The 24944-nt window shown below is 72.5% G+C and carries 21 protein-coding genes and 1 rRNA gene; 17 read left to right on the forward strand and 5 right to left on the reverse strand.

The features are described from left to right. The 3 genes from rrf to AB0E14_RS13920 form a co-directional block, all read left to right on the forward strand. Positions 1-92, forward strand: a 5S ribosomal RNA gene (gene rrf, locus AB0E14_RS13910); the annotation flags it as partial. Positions 93-330: 238 nt separating this feature from the next. After that, a complete protein-coding gene (locus AB0E14_RS13915) occupies positions 331-1392 on the forward strand; it encodes a hypothetical protein (protein ID WP_362415998.1) in 1062 nt (353 codons plus the stop codon). Continuing rightward, positions 1374-2129, forward strand: a complete 756-nt coding sequence (locus AB0E14_RS13920; protein ID WP_362416000.1) for a hypothetical protein — start codon at positions 1374-1376, stop codon at positions 2127-2129. The genes AB0E14_RS13915 and AB0E14_RS13920 overlap by 19 nt, the downstream gene beginning before the upstream one ends. A gap of 67 nt (positions 2130-2196) precedes the next feature. Here the strand turns inward: AB0E14_RS13920 and AB0E14_RS13925 are convergent, their stop codons facing one another. Then, a complete protein-coding gene (locus AB0E14_RS13925; protein WP_362416002.1) occupies positions 2197-3474 on the reverse strand; it encodes a DUF1015 domain-containing protein in 1278 nt (425 codons plus the stop codon). An 82-nt stretch (positions 3475-3556) separates the two neighbouring features. Between AB0E14_RS13925 and AB0E14_RS13930 the strand changes: the two genes are divergently transcribed. From AB0E14_RS13930 to AB0E14_RS13945, 4 genes are all read left to right on the forward strand, one after another. Continuing rightward, positions 3557-4633 (forward strand): HAD hydrolase-like protein, encoded by a 1077-nt coding sequence (locus AB0E14_RS13930; protein WP_362416259.1) that lies wholly within the window; start codon positions 3557-3559, stop codon positions 4631-4633. Positions 4634-4859: 226 nt separating this feature from the next. Further along, entirely contained in the window at positions 4860-5840 is a 981-nt protein-coding gene (locus AB0E14_RS13935; protein WP_362416262.1) for an iron chelate uptake ABC transporter family permease subunit, read from the forward strand. Then, entirely contained in the window at positions 5837-6865 is a 1029-nt protein-coding gene (locus AB0E14_RS13940) for an iron chelate uptake ABC transporter family permease subunit (protein WP_362416004.1), read from the forward strand. The genes AB0E14_RS13935 and AB0E14_RS13940 overlap by 4 nt, the downstream gene beginning before the upstream one ends. Before the next feature lie 119 nt (positions 6866-6984). Further along, on the forward strand, positions 6985-7821 hold the full coding sequence (locus AB0E14_RS13945) for an ABC transporter ATP-binding protein (protein WP_362416006.1): 837 nt from the start codon (positions 6985-6987) through the stop codon (positions 7819-7821). A 51-nt stretch (positions 7822-7872) separates the two neighbouring features. Here AB0E14_RS13945 and AB0E14_RS13950 read toward each other — a convergent pair whose 3' ends face one another. Beyond that, the gene (locus AB0E14_RS13950) at positions 7873-8220 is read right to left on the reverse strand and encodes an SCP2 sterol-binding domain-containing protein (protein ID WP_362416008.1); all 348 of its coding nucleotides are present in this window, start codon (positions 8218-8220) and stop codon (positions 7873-7875) included. 43 nt (positions 8221-8263) lie between these two features. Between AB0E14_RS13950 and AB0E14_RS13955 the strand changes: the two genes are divergently transcribed. The 6 genes from AB0E14_RS13955 to AB0E14_RS13980 all read left to right on the forward strand — a co-directional run bounded on the left by AB0E14_RS13955 (position 8264) and on the right by AB0E14_RS13980 (position 14578). Next, positions 8264-8611: a hypothetical protein gene (locus tag AB0E14_RS13955; protein ID WP_362416010.1), complete on the forward strand. Its 348-nt coding sequence runs from the start codon at positions 8264-8266 to the stop codon at positions 8609-8611. A 7-nt stretch (positions 8612-8618) separates the two neighbouring features. After that, a complete protein-coding gene (locus tag AB0E14_RS13960; RefSeq protein ID WP_362416012.1) occupies positions 8619-9434 on the forward strand; it encodes a TlyA family RNA methyltransferase in 816 nt (271 codons plus the stop codon). Further along, positions 9431-10360, forward strand: a complete 930-nt coding sequence (locus tag AB0E14_RS13965) for an NAD kinase (RefSeq protein WP_362416014.1) — start codon at positions 9431-9433, stop codon at positions 10358-10360. Before AB0E14_RS13960 ends, AB0E14_RS13965 begins: the two co-directional genes overlap by 4 nt. Positions 10361-10538: 178 nt before the next feature. Further along, on the forward strand, positions 10539-12257 hold the full coding sequence (gene recN, locus AB0E14_RS13970) for a DNA repair protein RecN (RefSeq protein WP_362416264.1): 1719 nt from the start codon (positions 10539-10541) through the stop codon (positions 12255-12257). Positions 12258-12634: 377 nt separating this feature from the next. Next, positions 12635-13369, forward strand: coding sequence for a hypothetical protein (locus AB0E14_RS13975; protein WP_362416016.1), 735 nt, complete (start codon positions 12635-12637; stop codon positions 13367-13369). A gap of 123 nt (positions 13370-13492) precedes the next feature. Further along, the gene (locus AB0E14_RS13980; RefSeq protein WP_362416018.1) at positions 13493-14578 is read left to right on the forward strand and encodes a glycosyltransferase family 4 protein; all 1086 of its coding nucleotides are present in this window, start codon (positions 13493-13495) and stop codon (positions 14576-14578) included. A 389-nt stretch (positions 14579-14967) separates the two neighbouring features. On the opposite strand, the gene AB0E14_RS13985 is transcribed toward AB0E14_RS13980, so the two are convergent. Further along, a complete protein-coding gene (locus tag AB0E14_RS13985; RefSeq protein ID WP_362416020.1) occupies positions 14968-16590 on the reverse strand; it encodes a PucR family transcriptional regulator in 1623 nt (540 codons plus the stop codon). A gap of 161 nt (positions 16591-16751) precedes the next feature. On the opposite strand from AB0E14_RS13985, the gene AB0E14_RS13990 reads away from it, so the two are divergent. Both AB0E14_RS13990 and AB0E14_RS13995 read left to right on the forward strand, forming a co-directional pair. Then, positions 16752-18269: an APC family permease gene (locus AB0E14_RS13990; protein WP_362416022.1), complete on the forward strand. Its 1518-nt coding sequence runs from the start codon at positions 16752-16754 to the stop codon at positions 18267-18269. A 42-nt stretch (positions 18270-18311) separates the two neighbouring features. Continuing rightward, entirely contained in the window at positions 18312-19937 is a 1626-nt protein-coding gene (locus AB0E14_RS13995) for an NAD(P)/FAD-dependent oxidoreductase (RefSeq protein WP_362416024.1), read from the forward strand. A gap of 37 nt (positions 19938-19974) precedes the next feature. On the opposite strand, the gene AB0E14_RS14000 is transcribed toward AB0E14_RS13995, so the two are convergent. Next, positions 19975-21363 (reverse strand): FAD-binding oxidoreductase, encoded by a 1389-nt coding sequence (locus AB0E14_RS14000; RefSeq protein WP_362416026.1) that lies wholly within the window; start codon positions 21361-21363, stop codon positions 19975-19977. A 189-nt stretch (positions 21364-21552) separates the two neighbouring features. Between AB0E14_RS14000 and AB0E14_RS14005 the strand changes: the two genes are divergently transcribed. Together AB0E14_RS14005 and AB0E14_RS14010 are read left to right on the forward strand one after the other, a co-directional pair. Continuing rightward, positions 21553-22455, forward strand: coding sequence for a hypothetical protein (locus AB0E14_RS14005; protein WP_362416028.1), 903 nt, complete (start codon positions 21553-21555; stop codon positions 22453-22455). A 10-nt stretch (positions 22456-22465) separates the two neighbouring features. Next, a complete protein-coding gene (locus tag AB0E14_RS14010; RefSeq protein ID WP_362416030.1) occupies positions 22466-22777 on the forward strand; it encodes a hypothetical protein in 312 nt (103 codons plus the stop codon). Positions 22778-22811: 34 nt separating this feature from the next. On the opposite strand, the gene AB0E14_RS14015 is transcribed toward AB0E14_RS14010, so the two are convergent. After that, positions 22812-24614, reverse strand: coding sequence for a glycoside hydrolase family 15 protein (locus tag AB0E14_RS14015; protein ID WP_362416032.1), 1803 nt, complete (start codon positions 24612-24614; stop codon positions 22812-22814). Positions 24615-24944: the final 330 nt, after the last annotated feature.

A 24944-nucleotide genomic window follows, 5' to 3' on the forward strand; every position in this document is an offset into this window, starting at 1 on the left:
CGCCCGGTTACATTCCGAACCCGGAAGCTAAGCCTTTCAGCGCCGATGGTACTGCAGGGGGGACCCTGTGGGAGAGTAGGACGCCGCCGAACAATATTTCAGGACCCTTGGTCCCAGCGTTCACGCTGGGACCAAGGGTCCTTTTGTTTTTCTTGATTTTTTCGAAGCGCGTCGGGGTGCCGGCTGCGCGAGAATGACTGCAGTACCCGAAGACAGGAGTCACGCCGATGTCCACCAACTCTCCCGACGACCGTCCGGAGCGCGAGCCGCGTCGCAGGGACGGTGGCGAGCGGGGCGGCTTCCGTGGCCCGCGTCGTGACGACAACCGTCGTGACGACAACCGGGGTGGCGGCGGCTACCGTCGCGATGACCGGCGTGATGAGCGTCCGCGTGATGACCGTCGTGACGACAACCGCGGTGGCGGCTACCGTCGTGATGACAACCGCGGTGGTGGGTTCCGTCGGGACGATCGGCGTGATGACCGTCCCTCCTTCCGGCGCGACGACCGTCCCCGTGACGACCGCCGTGACGACCGTCCCTCCTTCCGTCGTGATGACCGGCCGCGTGATGACCGTCGTGATGACAACCGTGGCGGTGGCTTCCGTCGCGATGACCGGCGTGACGACCGTCCGTCGTTCCGTCGGGACGACAACCGTGGCGGTGGGTTCCGGCGCGATGACCGGCGTGATGAGCGTCCGTCGTTCCGTCGTGATGACCGGCCGCGTGATGACCGTCGTGACGACAACCGCGGTGGTGGGTTCCGGCGCGATGACCGGCGTGATGAGCGTCCGTCGTTCCGTCGTGATGACCGGCCGCGTGATGACCGTCGTGACGACAACCGTGGCGGTGGCTTCCGGCGCGATGACCGGCGTGACGACCGGCGTGACGACCGTCCGTCGTTCCGTCGGGACGACAACCGTGGCGGTGGGTTCCGTCGTGACGATCGGCGTGATGAGCGTCCGTCGTTCCGTCGTGATGACCGGCCGCGTGATGACCGTCGTGACGACAACCGTGGCGGTGGCTTCCGGCGCGATGACCGGCGTGACGACAACCGCGGTGGTGGGTTCCGTCGCGACGACCGGCGTGATGAGCGTCCGCGCGACGACCGTCGTGACGACAACCGTGGCGGCGGCTACCGCGGGCGGGACGACCGTCGTGACGACCGGCCTCGTGGGCCGCGGCGCGACGACAACCGTGGGGGTGGCTTCCGTCGGGACGACCGTCGGGACGACAGCCGGGGCGGCGGGTACCGCGGGCGGGACGACAACCGTGGCGGGCAGGGGCGGCGTGACGAGCGTGAGCGGTCCGACCGGGCGCCGATCAAGCGGCTGCCGATCCCGCCGGAGGTCACCGGTGACGAGATCGACGACGATGTGCGCCAGGAGCTCATGAGCCTGCCCAAGGGGCTCGCCGAGGACGTCGCTCGTAACCTCGTCATGGTCGCCGACCTGATCGACGAGGACCCGGAGCAGGCGTACGCGTACTCGCGCATCGCGCTGCGGCTGGCCTCGCGCGTCGCCGCCGTCCGTGAGGCCGCCGGTTTCGCCGCGTACGCCACGCAGAAGTACTCCGAGGCGCTGGCGGAGTTCCGCGCCGCGCGGCGGATGACCGGTGGTGTCGAGCTGTGGCCCGTGATGGCCGACTGCGAGCGCGGCATGGGCCGGCCCGAGCGGGCGCTGGCCATGGCCGGTGAGCCCGAGGTGCAGAAGCTGGACAAGGCCGGGCAGGTCGAGATGCGGCTCGTCGCCGCCGGCGCCCGTCGTGACATGGGGCAGCTGGACGCCGCCATCGTGACGCTGCAGAGCCCCGAGCTCGCGTCCACCGCCGTGCACCCGTGGACCGCGCGTCTGCGGTACGCGTACGCCGACGCGCTGCTCGCGGCCGATCGTGAGACCGAGGCGCGGGAGTGGTTCGCCAAGGCGCTCGAGGCGGACAAGGACGGGGCCACGGACGCCTCCGACCGTCTCGCCGAGCTCGACGGCGTCGAGTTCGTGGATGCCATCGACGAGATCGATGACGAGGACGCGGCCGAGAGCAGGACCGAGGACGCCGACCCCGCCGATGAGGCTGACGAGGTCGAGGCCGAGGCCGACGCGACCGACGAGGAGCAGCCGGGCGACCGGGGCTGACGGTGTGACGAAAGGGCGGTACCCCCTCGGGGGTACCGCCCTTTCGTATGTCGTCGGCCGACTGTCCTCAGTCGAGCGCCAGGCTTCTGAGCACCAGGCCCGTGGCCGGCTTCGGGCCGAAGGACGTCGACTTTCGGGGCATGGTGACGCCCTGCTGTGCCAGGTCCCGTACGACGTCCTCCCGTACCGGGTGCATGAGCACCGCCGTACCGCCGCGGCGTTCCGCCTGGGCCACGGCCGCCTCGGTGTCGTGGATGTAGCTGATGTCCTCGGGGGCGTCCGGGATGTGCCAGAGGTGGTCCAGGAGCGTGGCGTGCAGGACCGTGGCGTCCAGGGTGCGCCAGGCCTGGGGGCGGTCCTCGGGGACGGTGCGGGCGAGAAGGGCCGGGGCTGGCCGGTCCACGAGGTGGAACGTGCCGTCGCCGGCGAAGAGGAAGGCGTTGCCGTCCGCCGCGGCGGACGCGAGGGACGCCATGGCCTCCGGCAGTGCGGTGTCGTCGAGCCGGCGGATCCGGAAGTCGTCGCCGAGCGCCGCCAGGGCGTCGGCGACGGGGAGCCGGTGGAGCAGGCGGTGGATGGCGCGGACGCGGAGGGGGTAGCGGGCCGTGTCGATGAGCAGGACGAGGCCGTAGTTCCAGGGCCCGGGTTGGGCGTGCTCCTCGCGGAGGCGCAGGTACGTCGCCCAGCGGTGGTGACCGTCGGCGATGAGCGCCTGGTGCTCGGCCAGACCGGCGGAGACCGCGGCAAGTTCGGCCGGGTCCGTGATCGCCCAGAGGCGGTGGCTGAAGCCGTCCTCGGTGGTCGTGGCGAGGAGAGGGGCCCGCTGGACGGTGCGTTCGATGACGTCGGCCGGGCCGTCGCCGTCGCCCCGGTAGGTGAGGAGGAGCGGTTCGAGGTTGGCGGCCGTGGTCCGCATCAGGGCGGCCCGGTCCTCGACGACGTGCGGCATGACGTCCTCGTGGGGGAGGACGATGCCCTCGGCCGGGGTGGTGAGCTCCAGGGCGCCGATGATGCCGCGCTGGAGGATGTCGCCGCTGCTCTGCTCGTACACGTAGAGCGCGGGCTCCGGGTCCGGCGCGAGGACGCCTTCCGCGAGCCAGCGGTCGAGGGTGACGGCGGCCTTGCGGTGGCGGGTGCCCGGGCTGATGGCCTGCGGCAGGATCAGCCGGACGATGTTGTGGGGGTCGGCCGACTCCAGGTGGTGGAGCCCGTCGGGCCGGACGACGACGTCGTACGGGGGTGAGGTCACGGCGGCCAGGCTGCCGACCCGTTCGGGGACGTAGCGGAGTCCCCGGAACGGGACCAGGTGCAGACCGTCGTCGGCCGCAGGACCTCTGGTGTTCATTGAGCAATCGTAAGTGCGCGGTGGCAATGAGCGATGATCGGGGGAGCGGGGACGGCCGACAGGTGAGGAGTACGTGGTGGGTATGGGTGACGGTGGCCGGGACGGGCGGCTCGTCAGGACGGTGCCCGGTGGCAGTGCGGTCGCGCTGAGCGAGGCCTACGACACGGCGTTGCTCGACCTGGACGGAGTCGTGTACGCGGGTGGCGAGGCCATCGCGCACGCCGTCGACGCGCTGGCGGTCGCCCGGGCCGGGGGGATGCACCTCGCGTACGTGACCAACAACGCCCTGCGGACGCCGGAGGCGGTGGCCGCGCATCTCACCGAGCTGGGGGTGCCCGCGGAGGCGGGGGACGTCATCACCTCGGCGCAGGCCGTGGCGCGGCTCATCGCCGACGACGTGCCGGCCGGTTCGCCGGTGCTCGTCGTCGGCGGGGAGGGGCTTCGGGTGGCGCTGCGCGAGCGGGGCCTCGAGCCCGTGGAGTCGGCGGACGTGCCGGGCCTGGCGGCGGTGGTCCAGGGCTACGGGGGTCCCGACATGCCGTGGGCCCGGTTCGCGGAGGCGGGCTACGCCGTGGCGCGGGGCGTGCCGTGGTACGCGTCCAACACCGATCTGACGATTCCGGGCGCGCGGGGGATCGGGCCGGGGAACGGGGCCGCGGTGGAGGTCGTACGGATCGCCACGGGCGGTGTCGTGGAGCCGAAGGTCGCGGGGAAGCCGCTGCCGCCGATGCACCGGGAGACCGTGCTGCGGACCGGCGCGCGGCGGCCGTTGGTGGTGGGGGACCGGTTGGACACGGACATCGAGGGCGCGTTCAACGGAGGCGTGGACTCGCTGCTGGTGTTCACCGGTGTGACGGATGTGCCGCAGCTGCTCGCGGCGGTGCCGGAGCACCGGCCGACGTACGTCGCGGCGGACCTGCGGGGGCTCCTGGCGGGCCAGCCGGAGGTCGTGGAGGCGGACGGGGCGTTCCTGTGCGGGGAGTGGCGGGCGTCCGCGAGCGGGGGCGCGCTGCTGCTGGAGGGCGTTGACGGCCGGGAGGCCGGCGCGCTCGACGTCATCGACGGGGTGCGGGCGCTGTGCGGGGCGGCGTGGTCGGAGGCCGGGGCCGGGGCCTGTGGGCTGGACGCGGGGAAGGCACTGGAGCGGCTGGGGATGTGACGGTCCCCCCAGTCGGCTGACGGGCGGGTCTCCCGGTTCCCGCCCGTCGGGCGGGGTGTCGAGGGCCGTGCGGCCGCGAGGGGCGTGAGGTCGGCCAGGAGCTCGGGGGCCGTCGGGACTGGGGAAAGGTAGGGTAGGTTAGCCTAACCTCGTGTTGGTCGAGAGTTCCTCCCGAGCGAGCGCGGAGGCTACGAAATCCCCCCAGGCGACGGGCCGCAGGCATTCTGTGCGGGCGTTGGGTCTGGTCGCGGGTGTCGTGCTGCTGCTGCTGGTCTGTGTCCTGAGCATCATGATCGGTGCCAAGCCCGTGCCCCTGGGCGATGTGTGGCACGGGCTGTTCCAGAACACCGGTACCGCCAACGACATCATCATCCGTGACCTCCGCGTCCCCCGGACCGTCCTCGGGCTGCTCGTCGGCGTCGCGCTCGGGCTCTCCGGGGCCGTCATGCAGGGCCTCACCCGTAACCCGCTCGCCGAACCCGGGCTGCTCGGAGTGAACGCCGGTGCCGCGGCGGCCGTCGTCTCCGCGATCGCGTTCCTCGGGATCACCGACGTCGACGCCTACGTCTGGTTCGCGTTCCTCGGCGCCGCCGTCGTCTCCGTCGTCGTGTACGTCCTCGGTGGCAGCCGCAGCGCCACGCCCGTGCGCCTGGCGCTGGCCGGAACCGCCGCCACGGCCGCGCTCTACGGCTACGTCAACGCCGTCCAGCTCCTGAACTCCGCCGCACTCGACCGGCTCCGCTTCTGGACCGTCGGCTCGCTCGCCTCCGCCGACATGGACACCGTGCGGCGCGTCGCGCCCTTCATCCTCGTCGGGGTCGTCCTCGCCCTGCTGATCTCCCGGCCGCTCAACGCCATGGAGATGGGCGACGACACCGCCCGCGCCCTCGGCGCGAACCTGAACCGCACCCGGGTCCTCGCCATGGTCGCCGTCACGCTGATGTGCGGCGCGGCGACCGCGGCCTGCGGGCCCATCGTGTTCCTCGGTCTCATGGTCCCGTACCTCGTCCGCGCCGTCACAGGACCGGACATGCGCTGGATCCTCCCGTACGCGGCCGTCCTCGCGCCCGCCCTGCTCCTCGGCTCGGACGTGATCGGCCGGCTCGTGGCACGCCCCTCCGAGCTCCAGGTCGGCATCGTCACCGCGCTCGTCGGCGGACCCGTCTTCATCCACCTCGTACGCCGCAAGAGGATGGCCCAGCTGTGAACTCGATACGGACCGGTGGCGGGTTCTCCGTACGGTACGAGCCCCGCGCCGCGCTCTCGGTGCTCCTGCTGCTCGCGGTCACCCTCGCGGCCGGGGTCGTCCTGATCGGCAGCGGGGACTTCCCCATCGCCCCGGGCGACGTCCTCGCCACGCTCCTCGGCGACGGCACCCCCGTCCAGGAGATCGCCGTGATGGAACTGCGGCTGCCGCGCGTCCTCGTCGCCGTCTTCGTCGGCGCCGCGCTGGGCATCGGCGGCGCCGTCTTCCAGTCGATCTCCCGCAACCCGCTCGGCAGCCCCGACGTCATCGGCTTCGGCCAGGGCGCCACCGTGGGCGCGCTGGGCGTCATCGTCCTCTTCCAGGGCAGCGCCATGGCGGCAGCGGGCGGCGCCGTCGTCGGCGGTCTGGTCACCGGCGCCGTGATCTACCTCCTCGCCTGGAAGCGCGGGATCCACGGCTACCGGCTCGTGCTCGTCGGCATCGGCGCGGCCGCGATGCTCACCGCCGTCATCCACTACCTGATCACCAAGGCCAACCTGGTCGACGCCACCCGGGCCACGGTCTGGATGACCGGCTCGCTGGAAGGGCGGGACTGGGCGCAGTTCTGGCCGCTGCTGGCCGTCTGCTGCGTCCTGATCCCGCTGGTCCTCGGGCACGGGCGGGCGCTGCGGATGCTGGAGATGGGCGACGACTCCGCGTACGCCCTCGGGGTACGGGTCGAGCGGACCCGGATCGTGCTGATGTCCTCGGCCGTCGTGCTCGTCGCCGTGGCGACCGCCGCCGCCGGGCCCATCGTCTTCGTCTCCCTGAGCGCCCCGCAGCTGGCCCGTCGGCTGACCCGCGCGCCGGGCCCGAACCTCGCCGCCTCCGCGCTCATGGGCTCGGCACTGCTGCTCGTCGCCGACTGGACCGCGACCAATGCCTTCGGCGACCGGCAGCTGCCGGTGGGCGTCGTCACCGGAGTGCTCGGCGGCTGCTATCTGCTGTGGCTGCTCGTCACGGAGCGGAAGGCGGGGCGGATATGACGCCCCCGCGGAACGCCTCCCGGGCGCGGACCACGCCCCCGGAGCGCACGACGACACCCCCGGCGCGCGGGACGGATGCGCAGGACGACTCGTACGACACGAACCTCAGGAGCACCTCCATGGACCGTCAGGCCCAGCGGCTCGCCGCCGAGTCCGTCACCCTCGCGTACGACCAGCGGGTCATCGCCCGCGAGCTGTCCGTGGCGATCCCCGACAACTCGTTCACGGTCATCGTCGGCCCCAACGCGTGCGGCAAGTCGACGCTCCTGCGCGCCCTCTCCCGGATGCTCAAGCCCTCCGAGGGCCGGGTGCTCCTCGACGGGCAGAGCATCCACTCCATGCCGGCGAAGAAGGTCGCCAGGACGCTCGGCCTGCTGCCGCAGTCCTCGATCGCCCCGGATGGGATCACGGTCGCCGACCTGGTGGCCCGGGGCCGCTACCCGCACCAGGGGCTGCTGCGCCAGTGGTCGCCCGAGGACGAGCGGATCGTGCAGGAGTCGATGGAGTCGACGGGCGTCGCGGAACTCGCCGAGCGGTACGTCGACGAACTCTCCGGCGGCCAGCGCCAGCGGGTGTGGATCGCGATGGCGCTCGCCCAGCAGACCCCACTGCTGCTCCTCGACGAGCCCACGACCTTCCTCGACATCCAGCACCAGATCGACGTCCTCGACCTGTGCGCCGAGCTGCACGAGACCCAGGGCCGGACGCTCGTCGCCGTGCTGCACGACCTCAACCACGCGGCCCGGTACGCCACGCACCTGATCGCCTGCCGGGACGGCGAGGTCGTCGCGGAGGGCCCGCCCGCCGAGGTCGTCACGGCCGAGCTCGTCGAGCGCGTCTTCGGGGTGCGCTGCCAGGTCATCGAGGACCCGGAGACGGGGACCCCGCTGGTCGTGCCCGCGGGGCGCAAGGCACGGGCGAAGGACCGGCCCGCGCAGTCTGCGGCGGAGGTGTAGTAGGTCTCGTCGGCGCAGTCTGCGGCGTCGGTGTCGTCCGCGCGGTCCTCGCTACAGAAGTGAGCGCAGTTTCAGCAGGTCGCGGAAGCCGGCCTCCAGCCTGACGCGGCCGGAGGCCCAGGCCTTCGCGAAGTTCAGCTCGCCGTCCACCATCGCCACCAGGTCGTCGCCCGTCATCGCCAGGCGGATCTGCGCCTTGGCGGGCGGTGGGCCCGCCACCGTGTCCTGGACCGCGATCCGGCCGTCCGCGAGGCGGCCGGTGAACGTCGTGTCCAGGTCCGTGATGTGGCAGCTCAGGCTGCGGTCGAGCGCGGCGGCGCTGCGGACCTCGCCGTCGGCGCGCGTCAGATTGTCCGAAAGTCTGTCGAGTGCGCTGCGGCACTCCTGGATCGTGGCCATCGCCGTCGACCGTACCCCAGGGCTTCGCGATAGCGTCGGGTGCATGAGCGACGTGACGGACGCAGAGCCGGAGGTGGACGCGGCGGCGACGGCCGAGTCCCCGGGCGGAGAAGTACCGGGGGCGGAGGCGAGGTCGGGCGAGGACGCGGGGTTCGAGCCCGTCGGGCCCGCGCCGCTCGGCGTCGAGCGCGTTCCCACCGGCCGGCCCGGCGTGGACGCCCTCCTGGACCGGCTCTCCGACGCCGACCGCCTCCCGGCGGACGGACACCTGGAGGTGTACGAGGATGTACACCGTGGGCTGCGCGACGAGCTGACCTCGCTCGACGCCGTCCGCCCCGGACCGACCCCGCCGACATCGACACCGTCATCGTCGTACGACCCCAGGAGCTGAACCGAACGTGGCAGGAGTGGCACGCCGCCGTCTGGACGCCGAGCTGGTACGCCGGAAGCTCGCCCGCTCGCGCGAGCACGCCAGCCAGCTGATCGCGGCGGGGCGGGTGAGCGTCGGCAAGACGGTCGCGACCAAGCCCGCCACGCAGGTCGAGACCGCCGCCGCCATCGTCGTGTCCCAGGACGACGCCGACCCCGACTACGTCTCGCGTGGCGGCCACAAGCTGGCCGGTGCCTTCGCCGCCTTCGTACCGCAGGGGCTGAGGGTCGAGGGACGGCGGGCGCTGGACGCGGGCGCCTCGACCGGCGGGTTCACGGACGTCCTGCTGCGGGCGGGCGCCGCGCACGTCGTCGCCGTCGACGTCGGCTACGGCCAGCTCGCCTGGTCCCTGCAGAGCGACGAGCGGGTCACCGTCAAGGACCGCACGAACGTACGCGAGCTGACCCTCGAGGCGATCGACGACATCCCCGTCGACCTCGTCGTCGGCGACCTCTCCTTCATCCCGCTCGGCCTCGTCCTCCCCGCCCTGGTGCGCTGCACCGCGCCCGACGCGGACCTCGTGCTCATGGTCAAGCCGCAGTTCGAGGTCGGCAAGGAACGCCTCGGTACGGGAGGCGTGGTGCGCAGCACGCAGTTGCGCGCCGACGCGGTGAAGAACGTGGCGCGCCAGGCCGGCGGGCTCGGACTCGGGGTCGTGGGCGTGACCGCCAGCCCGCTGCCCGGCCCCTCCGGCAACGTCGAGTACTTTCTGTGGCTGCGGGCAGGGGCGCCCGCGTTGGATCCGGCGGATGTCGACCGCGCCGTGGCGGAGGGACCTCGTTGAGCTCAACGACCGCACCACCTGGTACCGGTACGGGCAGCCGTACCGTCTTCCTGCTCGCGCACACCGGCCGCCCGGCCGCGGTGCGCAGCGCCGAACTCGTCGTCCTCGGGCTGCTGCGCAGCGGGATCGGCGTGCGCGTCCTGGAGGCGGAGGCGGCCGACCTGCCGCTGCCGCCGTCCGTGGAGACCGTGCCCGAGGCCTGCGTCGAGGCGCTGGAGGGCTGCGAGCTACTCGTCGTCCTCGGCGGCGACGGGACGCTGCTGCGCGGCTCCGAGTTCTCCCGGGCGTCCGGCGTGCCCATGCTCGGTGTCAACCTGGGCCGGGTCGGCTTCCTCGCGGAGGCCGAGCGGGACGACCTCGACAAGGTCGTCGACCGGGTCGTGACGCGCGCGTACGAGGTCGAGGAGCGCATGACCCTCGACGTCGTCGTGTACGAGAACGGTGACGTGCTGCACCGGGACTGGGCGCTGAACGAGGCGGCCGTGCAGAAGGTCTCCCCGGAACGGATGCTGGAGGTCGTGCTCGCGATCGACGGCAGGCCCGTCACCGGCTTCGGCTGCGACGGCGTGATCTGCGCCACCCCGACCGGGTCGACGGCGTACGCCTTCTCGGCCGGCGGGCCGGTGATCTGGCCCGAGGTCGAGGCGCTGCTCATGGTGCCGATCGGCGCGCACGCCCTGTTCGCCAAGCCGCTCGTGACCACACCGGAGTCGGTGCTCGCGGTGGAGGTCGAGCCGCACACCCCGCACGGCGTGCTCTGGTGCGACGGCCGCCGGACCGTGGAACTCCCGGCGGGCGCGCGGGTCGAGGTCCGGCGTGGCGAGGTGCCGGTACGGCTCGCCCGGCTGCACCACGCCTCGTTCACGGACCGGCTGGTCGCGAAGTTCGCGCTGCCGGTGTCGGGGTGGCGGGGCGCGCCGCACTGACGCGGGCCGTGGGGCGGGGTTGCGGTGCGGGCGCGGGGTTCCTGCGAGGGACGCTGGTGCGGTCGCCCACCCCCAAGGGTGACAGCCGTACGTCCGACCTGCGGGTTCGCCCACTTCCGGCAGGGGCCGTCGCACAGGTGGCGCCGGACCTCGTAAGGTCTTCCCCGTGTTGGAGGAGATGCGGATACGGTCGCTCGGGGTCATCGACGACGCGGTTGTCGAGCTGTCGCCCGGTTTCACCGCGGTGACCGGCGAGACCGGTGCGGGCAAGACGATGGTCGTGACCAGCCTGGGGCTGCTGCTCGGCGGGCGCGCCGACCCCGCCCTGGTGCGGATCGGCGCCGGCTCGGCCGTCGTCGAGGGGCGGATCACGCTGCCCGAGGGCGCGGGCGTCGCCGCGCGCGCCGCGGAGGCGGGCGCCGAGCTGGACGACGGCGCGCTGCTCGTCAGCCGCACGATCTCCGCCGAGGGCCGCTCGCGCGCGCATCTCGGCGGGCGTTCGGTGCCGGTGGGACTGCTCGCCGAACTCGCCGACGAACTCGTCGCCGTGCACGGCCAGACCGACCAGCAGGGGCTGCTCAAGCCTGCCCGGCAGCGCGGCGCGCTCGACCGGTACGCGGGCGAGGCCGTCGCCGTACCGCTGGCCGCCTACGCGGAGGCGTACCGGCGGCTGCGGGCCGTCGTCGCCGAGCTGGACGAGATCACCACCCGGGCGCGGGAGCGGGCCCAGGAGGCCGACCTGCTGCGCTTCGGGCTCGGAGAGATCGAGGCCGTCGAGCCGCTGGCCGGTGAGGACGTCGAGCTGGCGGCCGAAGCGGAGCGGCTCGGTCACACCGAGGCCCTCGCCTCCGCCGCAGCGCTCGCCCACGCGGCCCTGGCGGGCCAGCCCGAGGACCCGGAGGCCGTCGACGCGACGACCCTGGTCGCGGGTGCGGGACGCGCTCTGGAGGCCGTACGGTCGCACGACCCGGCGCTCGCCGCGCTCGCGGACCGGATGGGCGAGATCTCGATCCTGCTCGCCGACGTGGCCGGGGAACTGGCCGGGTACGCCGACAACCTGGACGCCGACCCGCTCCGGCTCGCGGCCGTCGAGGAGCGGCGCGCGGCGCTGACGCAGCTCACCCGGAAGTACGGCGCGGACATCGCCGGCGTGCTGGCGTGGGCGCAGGAGAGCGCGGCCCGGCTCACCGAGCTGGAGGGCGACGACGACCGGATCGGGGAGCTGACCGCCGAGCGGGACGCGCTGCGGTCCGAGCTGTCCGTCCTGGCGCAGGCGCTCACCGACGCGCGTACGGAGGCGGCGGCCCGGTTCGCCGAGGCCGTGACCGCCGAACTGGCCTCGCTCGCCATGCCCCACGCGCGCGTGTCGTTCGCGATCAGCCAGACCGAGGACCCGGACGGGGTCGAGGTCGGCGGCCGCCGGGTCGCGTACGCGCCGTCCGGCGCCGACGAGGTCGAGCTGCTGCTCGCCCCGCACCCGGGCGCGCCGCCGAGGCCGATCGCGAAGGGCGCGTCCGGAGGTGAGCTGTCCCGGGTGATGCTCGCGGTCGAGGTCGTCTTCGCGGGCACGGACCCGGTGCCGACGTACCTCTTCGACGAGGTCGACGCGGGCGTCGGCGGCAAGGCGGCCGTGGAGATCGGCCGCCGCCTGGCGAAGCTCGCGAAGTCCGCGCAGGTCGTCGTGGTCACCCACCTGCCGCAGGTGGCGGCTTTCGCCGACCGGCAGCTGCTGGTGGAGAAGACCAACGACGGTTCCGTGACTCGGTCGGGTGTCACCGTCCTGGAGGGCGAGGACCGCGTGCGCGAGCTGTCGCGCATGCTGGCGGGCCAGGAGGACTCGGAAACGGCGCGCGCGCACGCGGAGGAACTCCTCGCGACGGCGCGGGCGGACGGCTGACGGGGTCTGGGTCACGGGGCTGGTGTGGTGTTCGGGGTGCGGCCGGCGGTCCCGGCGTTCGGGGCGGCCGGAGGGGCTTCGGCTGGGGGCCGGGCCGGCCAGTCGGCCGGCTGGCTGATCGGATGTCCGGTTCTGCCGACGGTGCGGCCGGCGAGGTTCGGCTGAGCGGCCGGGTGGCCGGGTACGGCTGACTTTCCGGCCGCCGGGGGCTGACTGACGACGCGAAGGCTGCGCGGCGGGGCGGCTCGGGGGCTGCTGCGGCGGCGGGGCGCGTGCGTGGCTCGGTGGCCGGTGGTGTGACCGCTCGGTGGGCGGCGCCCGGCGTCCTCGTGGGGGCGCTTGCCGGGCCTTTGAGGGCGGTGCCTACGCTGGGGCGCATGACCGGGAAGTGGGGCAGGGCCGGAGCGTTCGTCGTCGCCGCCGGGCTCGGGAGGGCCGCGTACGTGGCCCTGCGGGGGCGCGGGGGCGCGCGGTGGCTGCGCGAGAACCACGCCGGGCGGAGCGTCGACCTGTGGGCCGGGCCCGCCACGACGGTCGGAGCAGCCGGAGCCGCCGTGGCGGCCGGGAGCGCGCCTGCCGCCTTCGCCGTGCTCGCCGCCGGGGCCTGCGGGGCGTACGACGACTGGAAGGGCGACGACCGCCGGGGCTTCCGGGCGCATCTCGGCGCCCTGCGCGACGGCGAGGTCACCAGCGGGGCCGTGAAGCTCATCGGGATCGGTACGGCCGGGCTCGTCGCCGGGGCGCTGCTGAAGGAACGGCCCGTCGACAAGGTCCTGGCGGGTGTCGTGATCGCCGGCACCGCGCATTTCGTCAACCTCGTGGACGTCGCCCCGGGGCGCGCCGCGTTGACGGTCCTCGGGCTCGGCGCGCCCGGGCTGCTGCGCGGGACGCTCGCCGCCGCGCCGATGGGCGCAGCGGCCGCCGTCCTCGCCGACGACCTCGGTGAGCGGACCATGCTCGGTGACACCGGCGCGCACGCGCTCGGCGCCGCAGTCGGCAGCGCGATCGCCGCCGGGAACGGCCGGTTCGGACTCGCCGTCCACGCGGTGGGTCTGGTCGCGGCGGCGGTGTACGGAAACAAGGTCAGCGACCTCGCGCGTTCACCCGTGTGAGTGAAAGAGCGTGGCGATTCGGGGCCTTGGACACGGTCACCGTGCGGCCACGACAAGGCGACGACACGGCCATGAACGGACTTCGGTGCCGGAACGTGCGTACGGGCTGGCATCCTTGGGGCCGTGACACAGCTCCGTACGGTCCAAGTGCTGGGCGGCGGCAGCGCGGGCAGCAGCGCTCACGTCCGATCACTTGCCTCGGGGCTGGTGGCGAGGGGTGTGCGGGTGACCGTGTGCGCCCCGGCCGAACTCGACCGCGCCTACGACTTCATCGGTGCCGGCGCGCACTTCGTGCCCGTACCGCGCCGCAACGACCCCGCGACGGTCGCGCAGCTCCGTAACGCCTGTATCGGCGCGGACGTGGTGCACGCGCACGGTCTGCACGCTTCGGTACGGGCGACGCTCGCCCTGTCGGGCACGGTGCGGGGGCCTGCGCTCGTGACGACCTGGCACACCCGCAACCATGTGGACGGGGCGCGGGGCGGACTGCTGCGGCTGCTTGAGCGCAGGACGGCGCGGGCGGCGGCCGTCGTCCTCGGCACCTCCTCGGAGCTGGTCGACCGGGCACGTCGGCGCGGGGCGCGGGATGCGCGGCTCGCGCCGGTGACGGTGCCCGCGTCCCGTGCGCCGGTCTGCCTGCACGACGGCAAGGCGCGGGCGGAACTGGGGGCGGTGGACCGGCCGTTGCTGATGGCGGTCGGGGCGCTGGTGCCGGAGCGTGGGTACGGGTTGCTGCTGGACGCGGCGCGGGAGTGGCGGGACCTGGATCCGCAGCCGCTGCTGGTGATCGCGGGGGAGGGGCGGGAACGGGCGGCCCTGCAGCGGCGGATCGAGGCCGAGGGGCTCGCGGTCCGGCTGATCGGCCGCAGGGACGATGTGGCGGAGCTGCTGGCGGCGGCGGACGTGGCGGTGCTCCCGTCGCGCTGGGAGGCCCGCTCGCTGCTGGCGCAGGAGGCCCTGAGGCTCGGTGTGCCGCTGGTCGCGACGGCTGTGGGCGGGGTGCCGGAACTGGTCGGGGACGCGGCGGAGTTGGTCCCGTGGGGCGACGCGGCGGCGCTGGCGGTGGCGGTGCGGGAGCTGCTGGACGACACGGACCGGCGGATGGACCTGGCGGCGGCGGGGCGGGTGCAGGCGCGGACGTGGCCGACGGAGGACGAGACGATCGCGCATGTGCTGAGCGTGTACGACGAGCTGTCGCTGAGGCGCTGAGGCGCTGAAGGGGAGGGCGGTGGCAGGGGGATTCCCCCCGCCCCGCCCGTCCCCGAAACCCTGACGAGACCTGGGGCTCCGCCCCCGTAGCCCCCGGGGCGCGACGGCTGCGCGTCGCGGGTGGGGGAGAGGCCGGATTCCCGGGCGCGGAGGTGTCCGGGGGCTCCGCCCCCCACGCCCTCGGCGCGACGGCTGTGCGTCGCGGGTGGGGCGGGGTGAAGACCGGATCCCCGGTGCCGGGGGTGCCACCGGGAGCTCCGCCCCCCATGCCCCCGGCGCGGCGGCTGCGCGTGGGGGTGGTCCGTGGGGATTCCCGGGGTGGGGGCTCGTGGCGCGGGTCCCGGCGGTGGCGGTGGGCCACGCGCGGAGGGGGCACCCGTGCGACGTGGCTACGGCGTGTGGCGTCTGGCGCGGAGGGCCAGGGAGAGGGCCAGGACTGTCTGGGGGTCGTCCAGGTCGGTGCCCAGGAGTTCGGAGATGCGGGCCAGGCGGTTGTAGAGCGTCTGGCGGTTCAGGTGGAGTTCTCGCGCCGTCTCCGCCTTGCGGCCCGCGTGGGCCAGGTAGGTCTGGAGGGTGGGTAGCAGCGGGGGGCGGGACGTGCGGTCGTGGTCCCGTAGGGGGCCGATCGCACGGTCCACGAAGGCCGCGAGGTCCGGGTGGTCGCGCAGGCGCCACAGCAGGAGGTCGATGTCCAGGCGCCGTGCGTCGTACCAGGGGCGGTCGGAGAGGCCCTGTGCCGCCGTCGCCGTCTCGCCCGCGTGCCGCAGGGACGCCGACGCCGCCGCCCAGCCGCCCGCGACGCCCACGACGACCACCGGCGGGTGGCCGCCCCCGCGCTCCAGGCCCGCCCGCTCCAGGCCCGCGCGCAGTGCCGCCGCGACCCGGTCGGCCACCGCCGTACGCTCCGACTCCGAACGCAGCCCGAGCAGGAGCGGCACCCGCCCCTCCACCGGGCGCACGCCCAGCAGGACCGGGACGCCCACCGAGGACAGCTCCTCCAGGACCGCCCGCGCCAGCAGCGCCCAGTTGCCGGACGGGGAGAGTTCCGAGGCCAGGCGCATCACGACCGGGAGGAGCGGACCGTCGCCCGGGCGGAAGCCCAGGACGCGGGCCTGTGCCGGGGCGTCCTCCGGGGTGATCCGGCCCTCCGCCAGGTCCGTCAGGAAGTCGCCGCGGCCCCGCGCCGCCAGCTCCTCCTCCTGCCTGGCCTGCATCAGGACGACCGCCAGGATCCCCGCCGCCCGTTCGGCCGCCATGCGGTGCACCTGGGACAGCGGGCCGTCGACCGCGAGGAGGACGAGGCGGGCGCGGACCGAGCCCGTGCCCGGTCCGCCCCCGGGCACGTCGACGAGCACCGCGCCCGTCGGCGGGCCCGACTCGCGCGCCGCCCGCTGGCCGCGCAGCCCGTCCCAGACCTGGAGCGGATCGGCAGGACCGGTCTCCGTACCGGCCGCGTAGAGCAGCTGGCCGTCCGCCGTCTCCAGGAAGACCGGGTTCGCCGTGAAGTCGGCCAGGATCCGCAGCACCTGCGGCACCCCGCCCCCGCCGAGCAGCGCCTCCGTGCACTGGCGGTGGACCTCCTCCGCCTGCCGCAGCAGCGCGTAGTGGCCGTTCACGATCTCGGTGTGGATCTCCTCCGTCACCGCCACGAAAGGGACCTCGCGGTGCAGCTGGACGAGAGGGAGGCCCGCCGAGCGCGCCGTCTCCACGATCGTCGCGGGCAGCCGGGAGAAGCGCGGGCCCAGCTCCACGACGAGGGCCGCGATGCCCCGGTCCGCGAGCCGGCGTACGAACGCGCGCTGCTCCGCCGGGCGCGTGCCGAGGCCGAGGCCGGTCGTGAGCAGCAGCTCGCCGCCCTTGAGCAGCGACGCGATGTTCGGGACCTCGCCCGCGTGCACCCAGCGCACGGTCCGGTTCAGCCGGTCCGCGCCCGCGACCACCTCCGGGAGGCCGCTGCGGAGCCCGGGCAGCTCCAGCGCCCGCTGCACGGTGATCCCGCCCTGATTGTCCATGGGGCCGGACGCTACCCGCGTCCATGTTCCGGCAACATCACACCACGGTCACAGGGGTCGACATGTCGTCCATTTCGTCGACAACTCGTCGTCCCCATAGGCCAATTGTGCGACCGCATGTCGATTGTGGCGTACGTCACCCCGGAGGATCCTCTCCGGCCATGACAGAGAACCCCACCCGCGAGGTGCAGCGCCTCAAGGCGAACTCGGTCGGTGTCGTCGGCGTCGTCTTCATGGCCGTCGCCACCGCCGCCCCGATCACGGCGATGACCGGCAACCTCCCCATCGCCGTCGGCTTCGGCAACGGCACCGGCGCCCCCGCCGGCTATCTCTTCGCGACGCTCGTCCTGACCGTCTTCTCGGTCGGCTACGTCGCCATGGCCAAGAGGATCACCGCCGCCGGCGCCTTCTACGGGTACATCTCGCACGGCCTCGGCCGCATCGCCGGCATGGCCTCCGGCATGCTCGCCGTCCTCGCGTACATCGTCTTCGAGGCCTCCATCGTCGGCGTGTTCGCCTACTTCACCAAGACGACGGTCGCCGACCAGCTTGGCTGGGACCTGCCGTGGATCGTGTACGCGGCGGCGATGCTCGGCGTCACGGCCGTCCTCGCGTACTTCGACATCAACCTCACCGCCAAGGCGCTCGGCGTGATGCTGATCGCCGAGATCGCGGTCCTGTTCGCGGTCGCCACCGCCGTGCTGATCGCGGGCGGCGGCCCCGACGGCATCCCCGTCGAGCCGATCAACCCCAAGAACGCCTTCACCGGCGCCTCCGCCGGGCTCGGTCTCTTCTTCGCCTTCTGGTCGTGGGTCGGCTTCGAGTCCACGGCGATGTACGGAGAGGAGTCCCGCGATCCCAAGCGCGTCATCCCCCGGGCGACCCTCGTTTCCGTCGTCGGGGTCGGACTCTTCTACATCTACGTCTCCTGGATGACGATCGCGGGCAACGGGCTCTCCGGTTCGGTGAAGTTGTCCTCCTCCGCCTCGCCCCTCGACCTGTTCTTCGCGCCCACCCAGTCCTTCATCGGCGCCTGGGCGGTCGACGCGTTCCAGTGGCTGCTGCTCACCGGCTCCTTCGCCTGCGGCATGGCCTTCCACCAGTGCGCCTCCCGCTACCTGTACGCCATCGGCCGCGAGGGCTTCCTCCACCCGGCCCTCGGCCGGACCCACGCCCGGCACGGCTCCCCGTACATCGCCTCCTACGTCCAGAGCGCCATCGCCGTCCTGCTCGTCGGAGCCTTCTGGGTCGCCGGACTGGATCCGTACATCCACCTCTACACGCTGCTCGCGATCCTCGGCACGATGGCGATCCTCATCGTCCAGACGCTCTGCTCCTTCGCCGTCATCGGCTACTTCCGCACCCACCACCCCGAGGACCGGCACTGGTTCAGGACGCTCACCGCGCCGCTGCTCGGCGGGATCGGGATGACCGCCGTGGTCGTCCTGCTCGTCATGAACATGGAGACCGCGGCGGGGCTCGCCGCCGATTCGCTCCTCTTCAAGGCCATCCCCTGGATCGTCGGCGCGGTCTTCTTCGGCGGCCTCGGCCTCGGCCTCTACCTCAAGGCCCGGCAGCCCGACCGCTACGCGATCATCGGCCGGATCGTCCTGGAGGACGCCACCGAACGCGACGACGACGAGCGGCCGGCAGTCCCCGCCCCGGTAGCGCAGAGCTGACTCCTCCTCCCTCCCCCCAACCCTCAGACCCAGGAGCGCCCCATGGCACGCACGAATCCGATGCACCTCCTGAACCGCCTCGCCGCCGAGCACGCCGATGCCCGACGGCTGAACCTGCCCGTGGACGAACTGAGAGGGATGCGGTCCGACACCCTCGGACGGCGTTCCCTGCTGAAGTACGCCGCCGCCGCGGGAGTCGCCGTCGGCACGGGGGCGGCCGTCTCCGCCCCGGCCGCGGCCCGCGCGGTCACCCCCGCCCGCGTCGCCGTCGTCGGCGCCGGCATCTCCGGCCTCACCGCAGCCCTCACCCTCCAGGACGCGGGCGTGAGACCGACGCTGTACGAGGCCAACCCCGCGCGCGTCGGCGGACGCATGTGGACCCAGCGGAACCACTGGGCGTACGGGCAGACCTCCGAGATCGGGGGCGAGCTGATCGACACCAGCCACAAGAAGATCCTGGAGCTCTGCCGCCGATTCGACCTCCCCGTGGAGGACTTCCTCGGCGGCGGGCCCGGCGGCGCGGAGGAGGTCCTCTGGCTCGACGGCGCCTACTATCCGCGCCACCAGGCCGACGAGGACTTCAAGGCGGTCTACCAGTCGCTGCGCCGCGACCTGTCCGAGGCGGGCGAGGTGCTGTGGAACCAGACCACGCCCACCGGCACCGCGCTCGACAACATGTCGATATACGAGTGGATCGAGTCCCGTGTCCCCGGTGGCCACTCCTCGCCGCTCGGCCGCTTCATCGACGTCGCCTACAACGTCGAGTACGGGGCCGACACCACCGAACAGTCCTCGCTCGCGCTCGTCCTGCTCATGGGCTACCAGACCAATCCGGGCAACTTCAACATCTGGGGCCTCTCCAACGAGCGGTACCACATCACCGGCGGCAACGACCGGCTTCCGAACGCGATCGCGGGCGCCCTCGCCCCCGGCACCCTGCGCCAGGGCTGGTCCCTCACCGCCGTACGGGCCAACGCCGACGGCACCCAGACGCTCACGTTCACCGAGGCGGGCGCCCCCCGGACGGTCACCGCCGACCACACCGTCCTGTGCCTGCCCCTGCCGATCCTCAAGCAGCTCGACCTGAGCCAGGCGGGGTTCGACCCCCTGATGAGGAACCTGCTCAGGGACGCCCGGATGGGGTACTGCACCAAGCTCAACATGCAGTTCGGCACCCGCCCGTGGCGCGGCACGGGCGCCTGGCCCGGTGTCTCGGCCGGTGACTGCTTCACCGACACCGAGGTCCAGCAGACCTGGGACACCACCAAGATCCAGGGTGGCACGGGGGGCATCCTGATCCAGTACGGCGGCGGAAGCCTGGCCCGGTCCCTGACGCCCGCGGGGCCGTTCTCCACCGAGTCCGACCCGTACGTACGGAGCCTGGTCACCCGGTACCTGGGCGGCGTCGACGCCTTCTTCCCGGGCACCTCCGCGGCGTACACCGGCCGCGCCCAGCTCTCCGCCTGGCACCGCGACCCGTACACCCTGGGCGCGTACTCCTGCTGGCCGGTCGGCTATCTGCACCGGTACGCGGGATACGAGGGCACCGCCCAGGGCAACGTCCACATCGGCGGCGAGCACTGCAGCTACGACTTCCAGGGCTTCATGGAAGGCGGCGCCACCGAGGGCGAGCGGGCCGCGCGGGAGGTGATCGACGCGCTGAGGTGACTGCTGAGGTGGGTGCTGAGGTGGGTGCTGAGGTGGGTCAGGCCGCCGGCGTGATGTTGTGGTTGAAGCGGAAGACGTTGTCGGGGTCGTACGTGGCCTTCACCGCGGCGAGTCTGCGGTAGTTCTCGGCGCCGAAGCCCGAGACGACGCGTTCGTCGCCCTCGGCGCCGATGAAGTTGAGGTACACGGCTCCGGTGGACCACGGCCGGGCGTCGGCGCGCACGTCGCGCACCCACTGGATCGCCCGCTCGTCGTCCGCCGGGTCCTCCCAGGTCGCGAACGGGTGCACGACCCAGGGCGCCGAGCGCCACGGGATCGGGTAGTCGGCGGGTCCGGACGCCACCGCGCCTCCCAGCATGAACAGCACGTGCTGGGAGGCGGTCGGGGCGGGGATCAGCGCCCCGCGCGCGCAGAAGGCGTCCACGGCCTCGTCGGGGAGGGCGTTCAGATACTCCGCCGACCAGTAGTTCCGCAGCCCCGGCGGGTCGTCGAGCATGCACTGGAACTCCACGTACGGAATGTCCGACACCAGCTCCACGACGGGCTTCAGGGCGAACAGCGGTGCCGCGAACTCGCGGACCTCGGCGACGGGACCGGCGTACGAGAACAGCGCGCCGCAGACCAGCTTGCCGACGAGGTGCTCGGGGATGAACGGCTCGGGCGGCGCGGGGAAGTAGATGATCCCGCCGCCCGCCTCGTCGGGGGCGCGGGCCGCGAGCTCCCGGTAGGTGCGGACCACTTCGGGCGCGGACTCCGGCAGGAAGAAGAGCATCGCGAAACTCATCTCGGGCAGCTCGTGCAGCCGCAGGGTGAGCGAGGTCGCCACGCCGAAGTTCCCGCCGCCGCCGTGCAGCGCCCAGAACAGCTCCGGACGCGTCTCGGCGTCGGTGTGGACGTGCTTGCCGTCGGCGGTGATCAGCTCGGCCGCGAGGAGGTTGTCGCAGGCGAGCCCGAACTTCCGCTCCAGCCAGCCCGAACCGCCGCCGAGCGTGAATCCGCCGACGCCCGTGGTGGAGACCCGGCCGCCGGTGGTGGCCAGGTGGAAGGGCTGGGTCGCGTGGTCGAGGTGGCTCATGGTCGCGCCGCCCTCGACCCGGACGGTCATGTGCTCGGGGTCGGCGACGACCGCGTGCATCCGGCGCAGGTCGACGACGAGACCGCCGTCCACGACGGACGAGCCGGCGACGCTGTGCCCGCCGCCGCGCACGGCGATGGGCAGCTCGGTCTCCCGGCCGAAGAGCACCGCGTTGGCCACGTCCTCGGCGGTCGCGCACTGGGCGATCACGGCGGGGCGCCGGTCGATCATGCCGTTGTGGATCTTCCGGGCCTCGTCGTACCCGGCATCGCCCGGCACGAGCACCGCACCGGCCAGATCCTCACGGAGCCCGGCCAGCGCCGCGGCCGGCACGTCCTTCTGGGGAGCCATGGAGAGCCCCCCTTCCTGAGGGGGGACAGGACCCTTTCAGCGTATTCCGGGGTGCGGTTTCCGTCGCCTTGTGGCCCGCCGCTCAGCCCCCGACTGAGCAGGTTCATGATCACGCTAGGATGAAACGCGAACCTCCCGCGGCGGCACAACACTCCATTTTCACGCGGGACTTGCCGCAGGGGGGCGGGGATGGGCGAGCTCTACGGGGGCGGGGAATCCGGTGTCGAGGAGTCCTCGCCGCCACCGGAGACGCCTGGGCGCTTGGAGACGGACGACGACGCGGACCCTGTCGAACCGACGGACGCGAATGAAGTCGGCGACGACACGGAAGACACCGGCGTCGGTCATTTGGATCCACTGGAGCCGGACGAGCCACTCGAACCGGACGAGCTGTACGAGGTGCAGGAACCGGCCGAGAACGACGACGCGCAGGAACCCGCCGAGGTCGGCGGCGGCGTGGACGAGGCGGCCGAGGTCGGCAACGAGGCGGAGGAACCCGCCGAGGCCGACGTCGAGGCCGAGGACGACGGGGACGACCCGGTCGAGGCCGAGGACGACGCGGAGGACATCTCCGAGACCGACGCGAAGATCGCCGAACTCGAGAAGCAGGGGCACGGGCCCCAGCGGCATCTGCACCCGACCACGGAAGCCCTCAAGGACCGCACGGGCGAGCCGAAGGTCGACGACGACGACAACACGGTGCTCAAGGGCAACGGCCACGTGAGGACCATCAATCATGTGAATCCGGATCCCTCCGTGAGTCGGAGTGAGCCGCACTATTGCGGTGACTATGCGACCAAGTTCACGAATCCGGAAGACTATGTTCGCGCCGAGGAGTATCTGCGCGAGAAGATGATCGCGAGCGGAGCGCCCAAAGTGTCCGCCAGTATCGAGGAGATATTCGGCCCGGGAGACCACTCGGAGAGGTTCGAGGGCTACTATGTCGACCCGAACGGTCCGACGGCCGAGGACGGTTCTGTGAACCATCTCCCCGTGGATTTCCAAGACGGGTATGTCAATGCCGTCTACAATCCGGCAACAGACGGCCTGAAAACGATGTACCCCAACCCCGAGCAGGGGCGACACCCTTAAGGATATGAGCGTGGACGCGAAAACCAAAAGCTTTATCGGCAGCGCCTTTGGCCCCGACTACGTGAATGAGCCCGAAGATATGAGGCATGGTGTCCAGTACAGTCTCGCCAATCCTGGACGCTTCACCGAGACGATCAGGATTCAGCGCGACGGATTCGCTGAGGTGATTCGCAGCCGCGAGATGTCGCTTGCGGATTGGGAGGAAATCACCGAGGGAATTCTCACCTTCTCTGACGAGGATGATCTGTACGCATTTCTCGAGAAGTCGTACGACTACTTCTTCGGTGACTCGACAGAAATGCCGCCCTACCCCGAGGCCTGAATCCGCAGGGCGGGCGGGCAGTGCGTCGCCCCCCTCAGCCCCCGTACGCCCCGCTGGCCGTCAGGCGGAGGGCCGTGTCGATCAGGGGGACGTGGCTGAAGGCCTGGGGGAAGTTGCCGACCTGGCGTTGGAGGCGGGGGTCCCACTCCTCGGCCAGGAGGCCCAGGTCGTTGCGGAGGGCCAGGAGGCGTTCGAAGAGCTGGCGGGCCTCGTCGACGCGGCCGATCATCGCCAGGTCGTCGGCGAGCCAGAACGAGCACGCGAGGAACGCGCCCTCGTCGCCCTCCAGGCCGTCCACGCCGGCCTCCTCGCCCGCCGTGGGGTAGCGCAGGACGAAGCCGTCCTCGGTGGACAGCTCCCGCTGGATCGCCTCGATCGTGCCGATGACCCGCTTGTCGTCCGGCGGCAGGAAGCCCATCTGCGGGATCAGCAGCAGCGAGGCGTCCAGCTCCTTGGAGCCGTACGACTGCGTGAAGGTGTTCCGCTCCTTGTCGTAGCCCTTCTCGCAGACGTCCCGGTGGATGTCGTCGCGCAGCGTGCGCCAGCGCTCCAGCGGGCCGTCCGCGTCCCCGGACTCGATCAGCTTGATCGTGCGGTCCACCGCCACCCAGGCCATGACCTTCGAGTGCACGAAGTGCCGGCGCGGCCCGCGCACCTCCCAGATGCCCTCGTCGGGCTGGTCCCAGTGGGTCTCCAGGTAGCGGATCAGCTTGAGCTGGAGCAGCGAGGCGTAGTCGTTGCGGGACAGGCCCGTCATGTGCGCCAGGTGCAGCGCCTCGGTGACCTCGCCGTAGACGTCCAGCTGGAGCTGGTTCGCGGCGCCGTTGCCGACCCGGACCGGGCCGGAGTTCTCGTACCCGGGCAGCCAGTCCAGCTCCGCCTCGCCGAGCTCGCGCTCGCCCGCGATCCCGTACATGATCTGCAGGTTCTCCGGGTCGCCCGCGACCGCGCGAAGCAGCCAGTCCCGCCAGGCGCGGGCCTCCTCGCGGTAGCCGGTGCGCAGCATCGAGGAGAGGGTGATCGCCGCGTCGCGCAGCCAGGTGTAGCGGTAGTCCCAGTTCCGTACGCCGCCGATCTCCTCCGGGAGGGACGTGGTCGGGGCGGCGACGATGCCGCCGGTCGGGGCGTACGTGAGGGCCTTCAGGGTGATCAGGGAGCGGACGACCGCCTCGCGGTACGGGCCGTGGTACGTGCAGTGCTCCACCCACTCGCGCCAGAACTCCGCCGTCGCCTCCAGCGAACCCTCGGGGTCCGGCAGGGCGGGCGGCTCCTTGTGCGAAGGCTGCCAGCTGATGGTGAACGTGATCCGGTCGCCGGGGGTGACGGTGAAGTCGGAGTACGTGGTGAGGTGCTCGCCGTGGGTCTCGGCGTCGGTGTCCAGCCACACCGAGTCCGGCCCGGCGACCGCGACCGTGCGCTCGCCGACCTTGTGGACCCACGGCACCACGCGCCCGTAGCTGAACCGCATCCGCAGCGCGGAGCGCATCGGCACCCGGCCCGAGACGCCCTCGACGATCCGGATCAGCTGCGGCGCCCCGTCACGCGGGGGCATGAAATCGGTCACCCGGACCGTGCCGCGCGGGGTGTCCCACTCGGACTCCAGGATGAGCGAGTCGCCGCGGTAGCGGCGGCGGTCGGCGGGCGCAGGGGGAGCGCCGTTGGGGCCGGCCGGGCCGACCCGCCAGAAGCCGTGTTCCTCGGTCCCGAGGAGTCCCGCGAAGACGGCATGCGAATCGAAGCGGGGCAGGCAGAGCCAGTCGACACTGCCGTCCCGGCAGACCAGGGCGGCGGTCTGCATGTCTCCGATGAGTGCGTAATCCTCGATGCGCCCGGCCACGTGCTCTCTCCAGATCGAACGGCCACGTCCGCCCCTCGGGGCGGTTCCTACTGATCAGCGGTCAACGGATGTTGACGATCGGCGGCAAGTGTCCGAGCAGGATACGACGCGTTTCGGCACGCTCTCGTAACGCCGTTGCGCCGATCGGGTGAGCATCCCTTGACGCCGCAGCCACCCGGCGCTTCCGGCGCACCCGGAGGGCGCGTAGCCGTCCGTGCGCGCCCGACTGCCCCGTGTGGCCGGAAGCGGTCTCCCGATGTCGCTGATACCCTGGTACCCCGTGGACCGGTGGGAAACGGCGACAGCCGAGCCCCCGCAACCGCAGCGACG

This window comes from Streptomyces sp. NPDC047981 (assembly GCF_040653315.1).
In the GTDB taxonomy this organism is placed as follows: Bacteria; Actinomycetota; Actinomycetes; order Streptomycetales; family Streptomycetaceae; genus Streptomyces.

Excerpts from the sequence above, each read along its gene's own strand:
- AB0E14_RS13945 (WP_362416006.1), top strand. The coding sequence starts at position 6,985 with ATGGACCGTCAGGCCCAGCGGCTCGCCGCCGAGTCCGTCACCCTCGCG.
- AB0E14_RS13975 (WP_362416016.1), top strand. The coding sequence starts at position 12,635 with ATGACCGGGAAGTGGGGCAGGGCCGGAGCGTTCGTCGTCGCCGCCGGG.
- AB0E14_RS14005 (WP_362416028.1), top strand. The coding sequence starts at position 21,553 with ATGGGCGAGCTCTACGGGGGCGGGGAATCCGGTGTCGAGGAGTCCTCG.
- AB0E14_RS14000 (WP_362416026.1), bottom strand. The coding sequence starts at position 21,363 with ATGGCTCCCCAGAAGGACGTGCCGGCCGCGGCGCTGGCCGGGCTCCGT.
- AB0E14_RS13955 (WP_362416010.1), top strand. The coding sequence starts at position 8,264 with ATGAGCGACGTGACGGACGCAGAGCCGGAGGTGGACGCGGCGGCGACG.
- AB0E14_RS13930 (WP_362416259.1), top strand. The coding sequence starts at position 3,557 with ATGGGTGACGGTGGCCGGGACGGGCGGCTCGTCAGGACGGTGCCCGGT.
- AB0E14_RS13995 (WP_362416024.1), top strand. The coding sequence starts at position 18,312 with ATGGCACGCACGAATCCGATGCACCTCCTGAACCGCCTCGCCGCCGAG.
- AB0E14_RS13990 (WP_362416022.1), top strand. The coding sequence starts at position 16,752 with ATGACAGAGAACCCCACCCGCGAGGTGCAGCGCCTCAAGGCGAACTCG.
- AB0E14_RS13925 (WP_362416002.1), bottom strand. The coding sequence starts at position 3,474 with ATGAACACCAGAGGTCCTGCGGCCGACGACGGTCTGCACCTGGTCCCG.
- recN (WP_362416264.1), top strand. The coding sequence starts at position 10,539 with ATGCGGATACGGTCGCTCGGGGTCATCGACGACGCGGTTGTCGAGCTG.
- AB0E14_RS13950 (WP_362416008.1), bottom strand. The coding sequence starts at position 8,220 with ATGGCCACGATCCAGGAGTGCCGCAGCGCACTCGACAGACTTTCGGAC.
- AB0E14_RS13985 (WP_362416020.1), bottom strand. The coding sequence starts at position 16,590 with ATGGACAATCAGGGCGGGATCACCGTGCAGCGGGCGCTGGAGCTGCCC.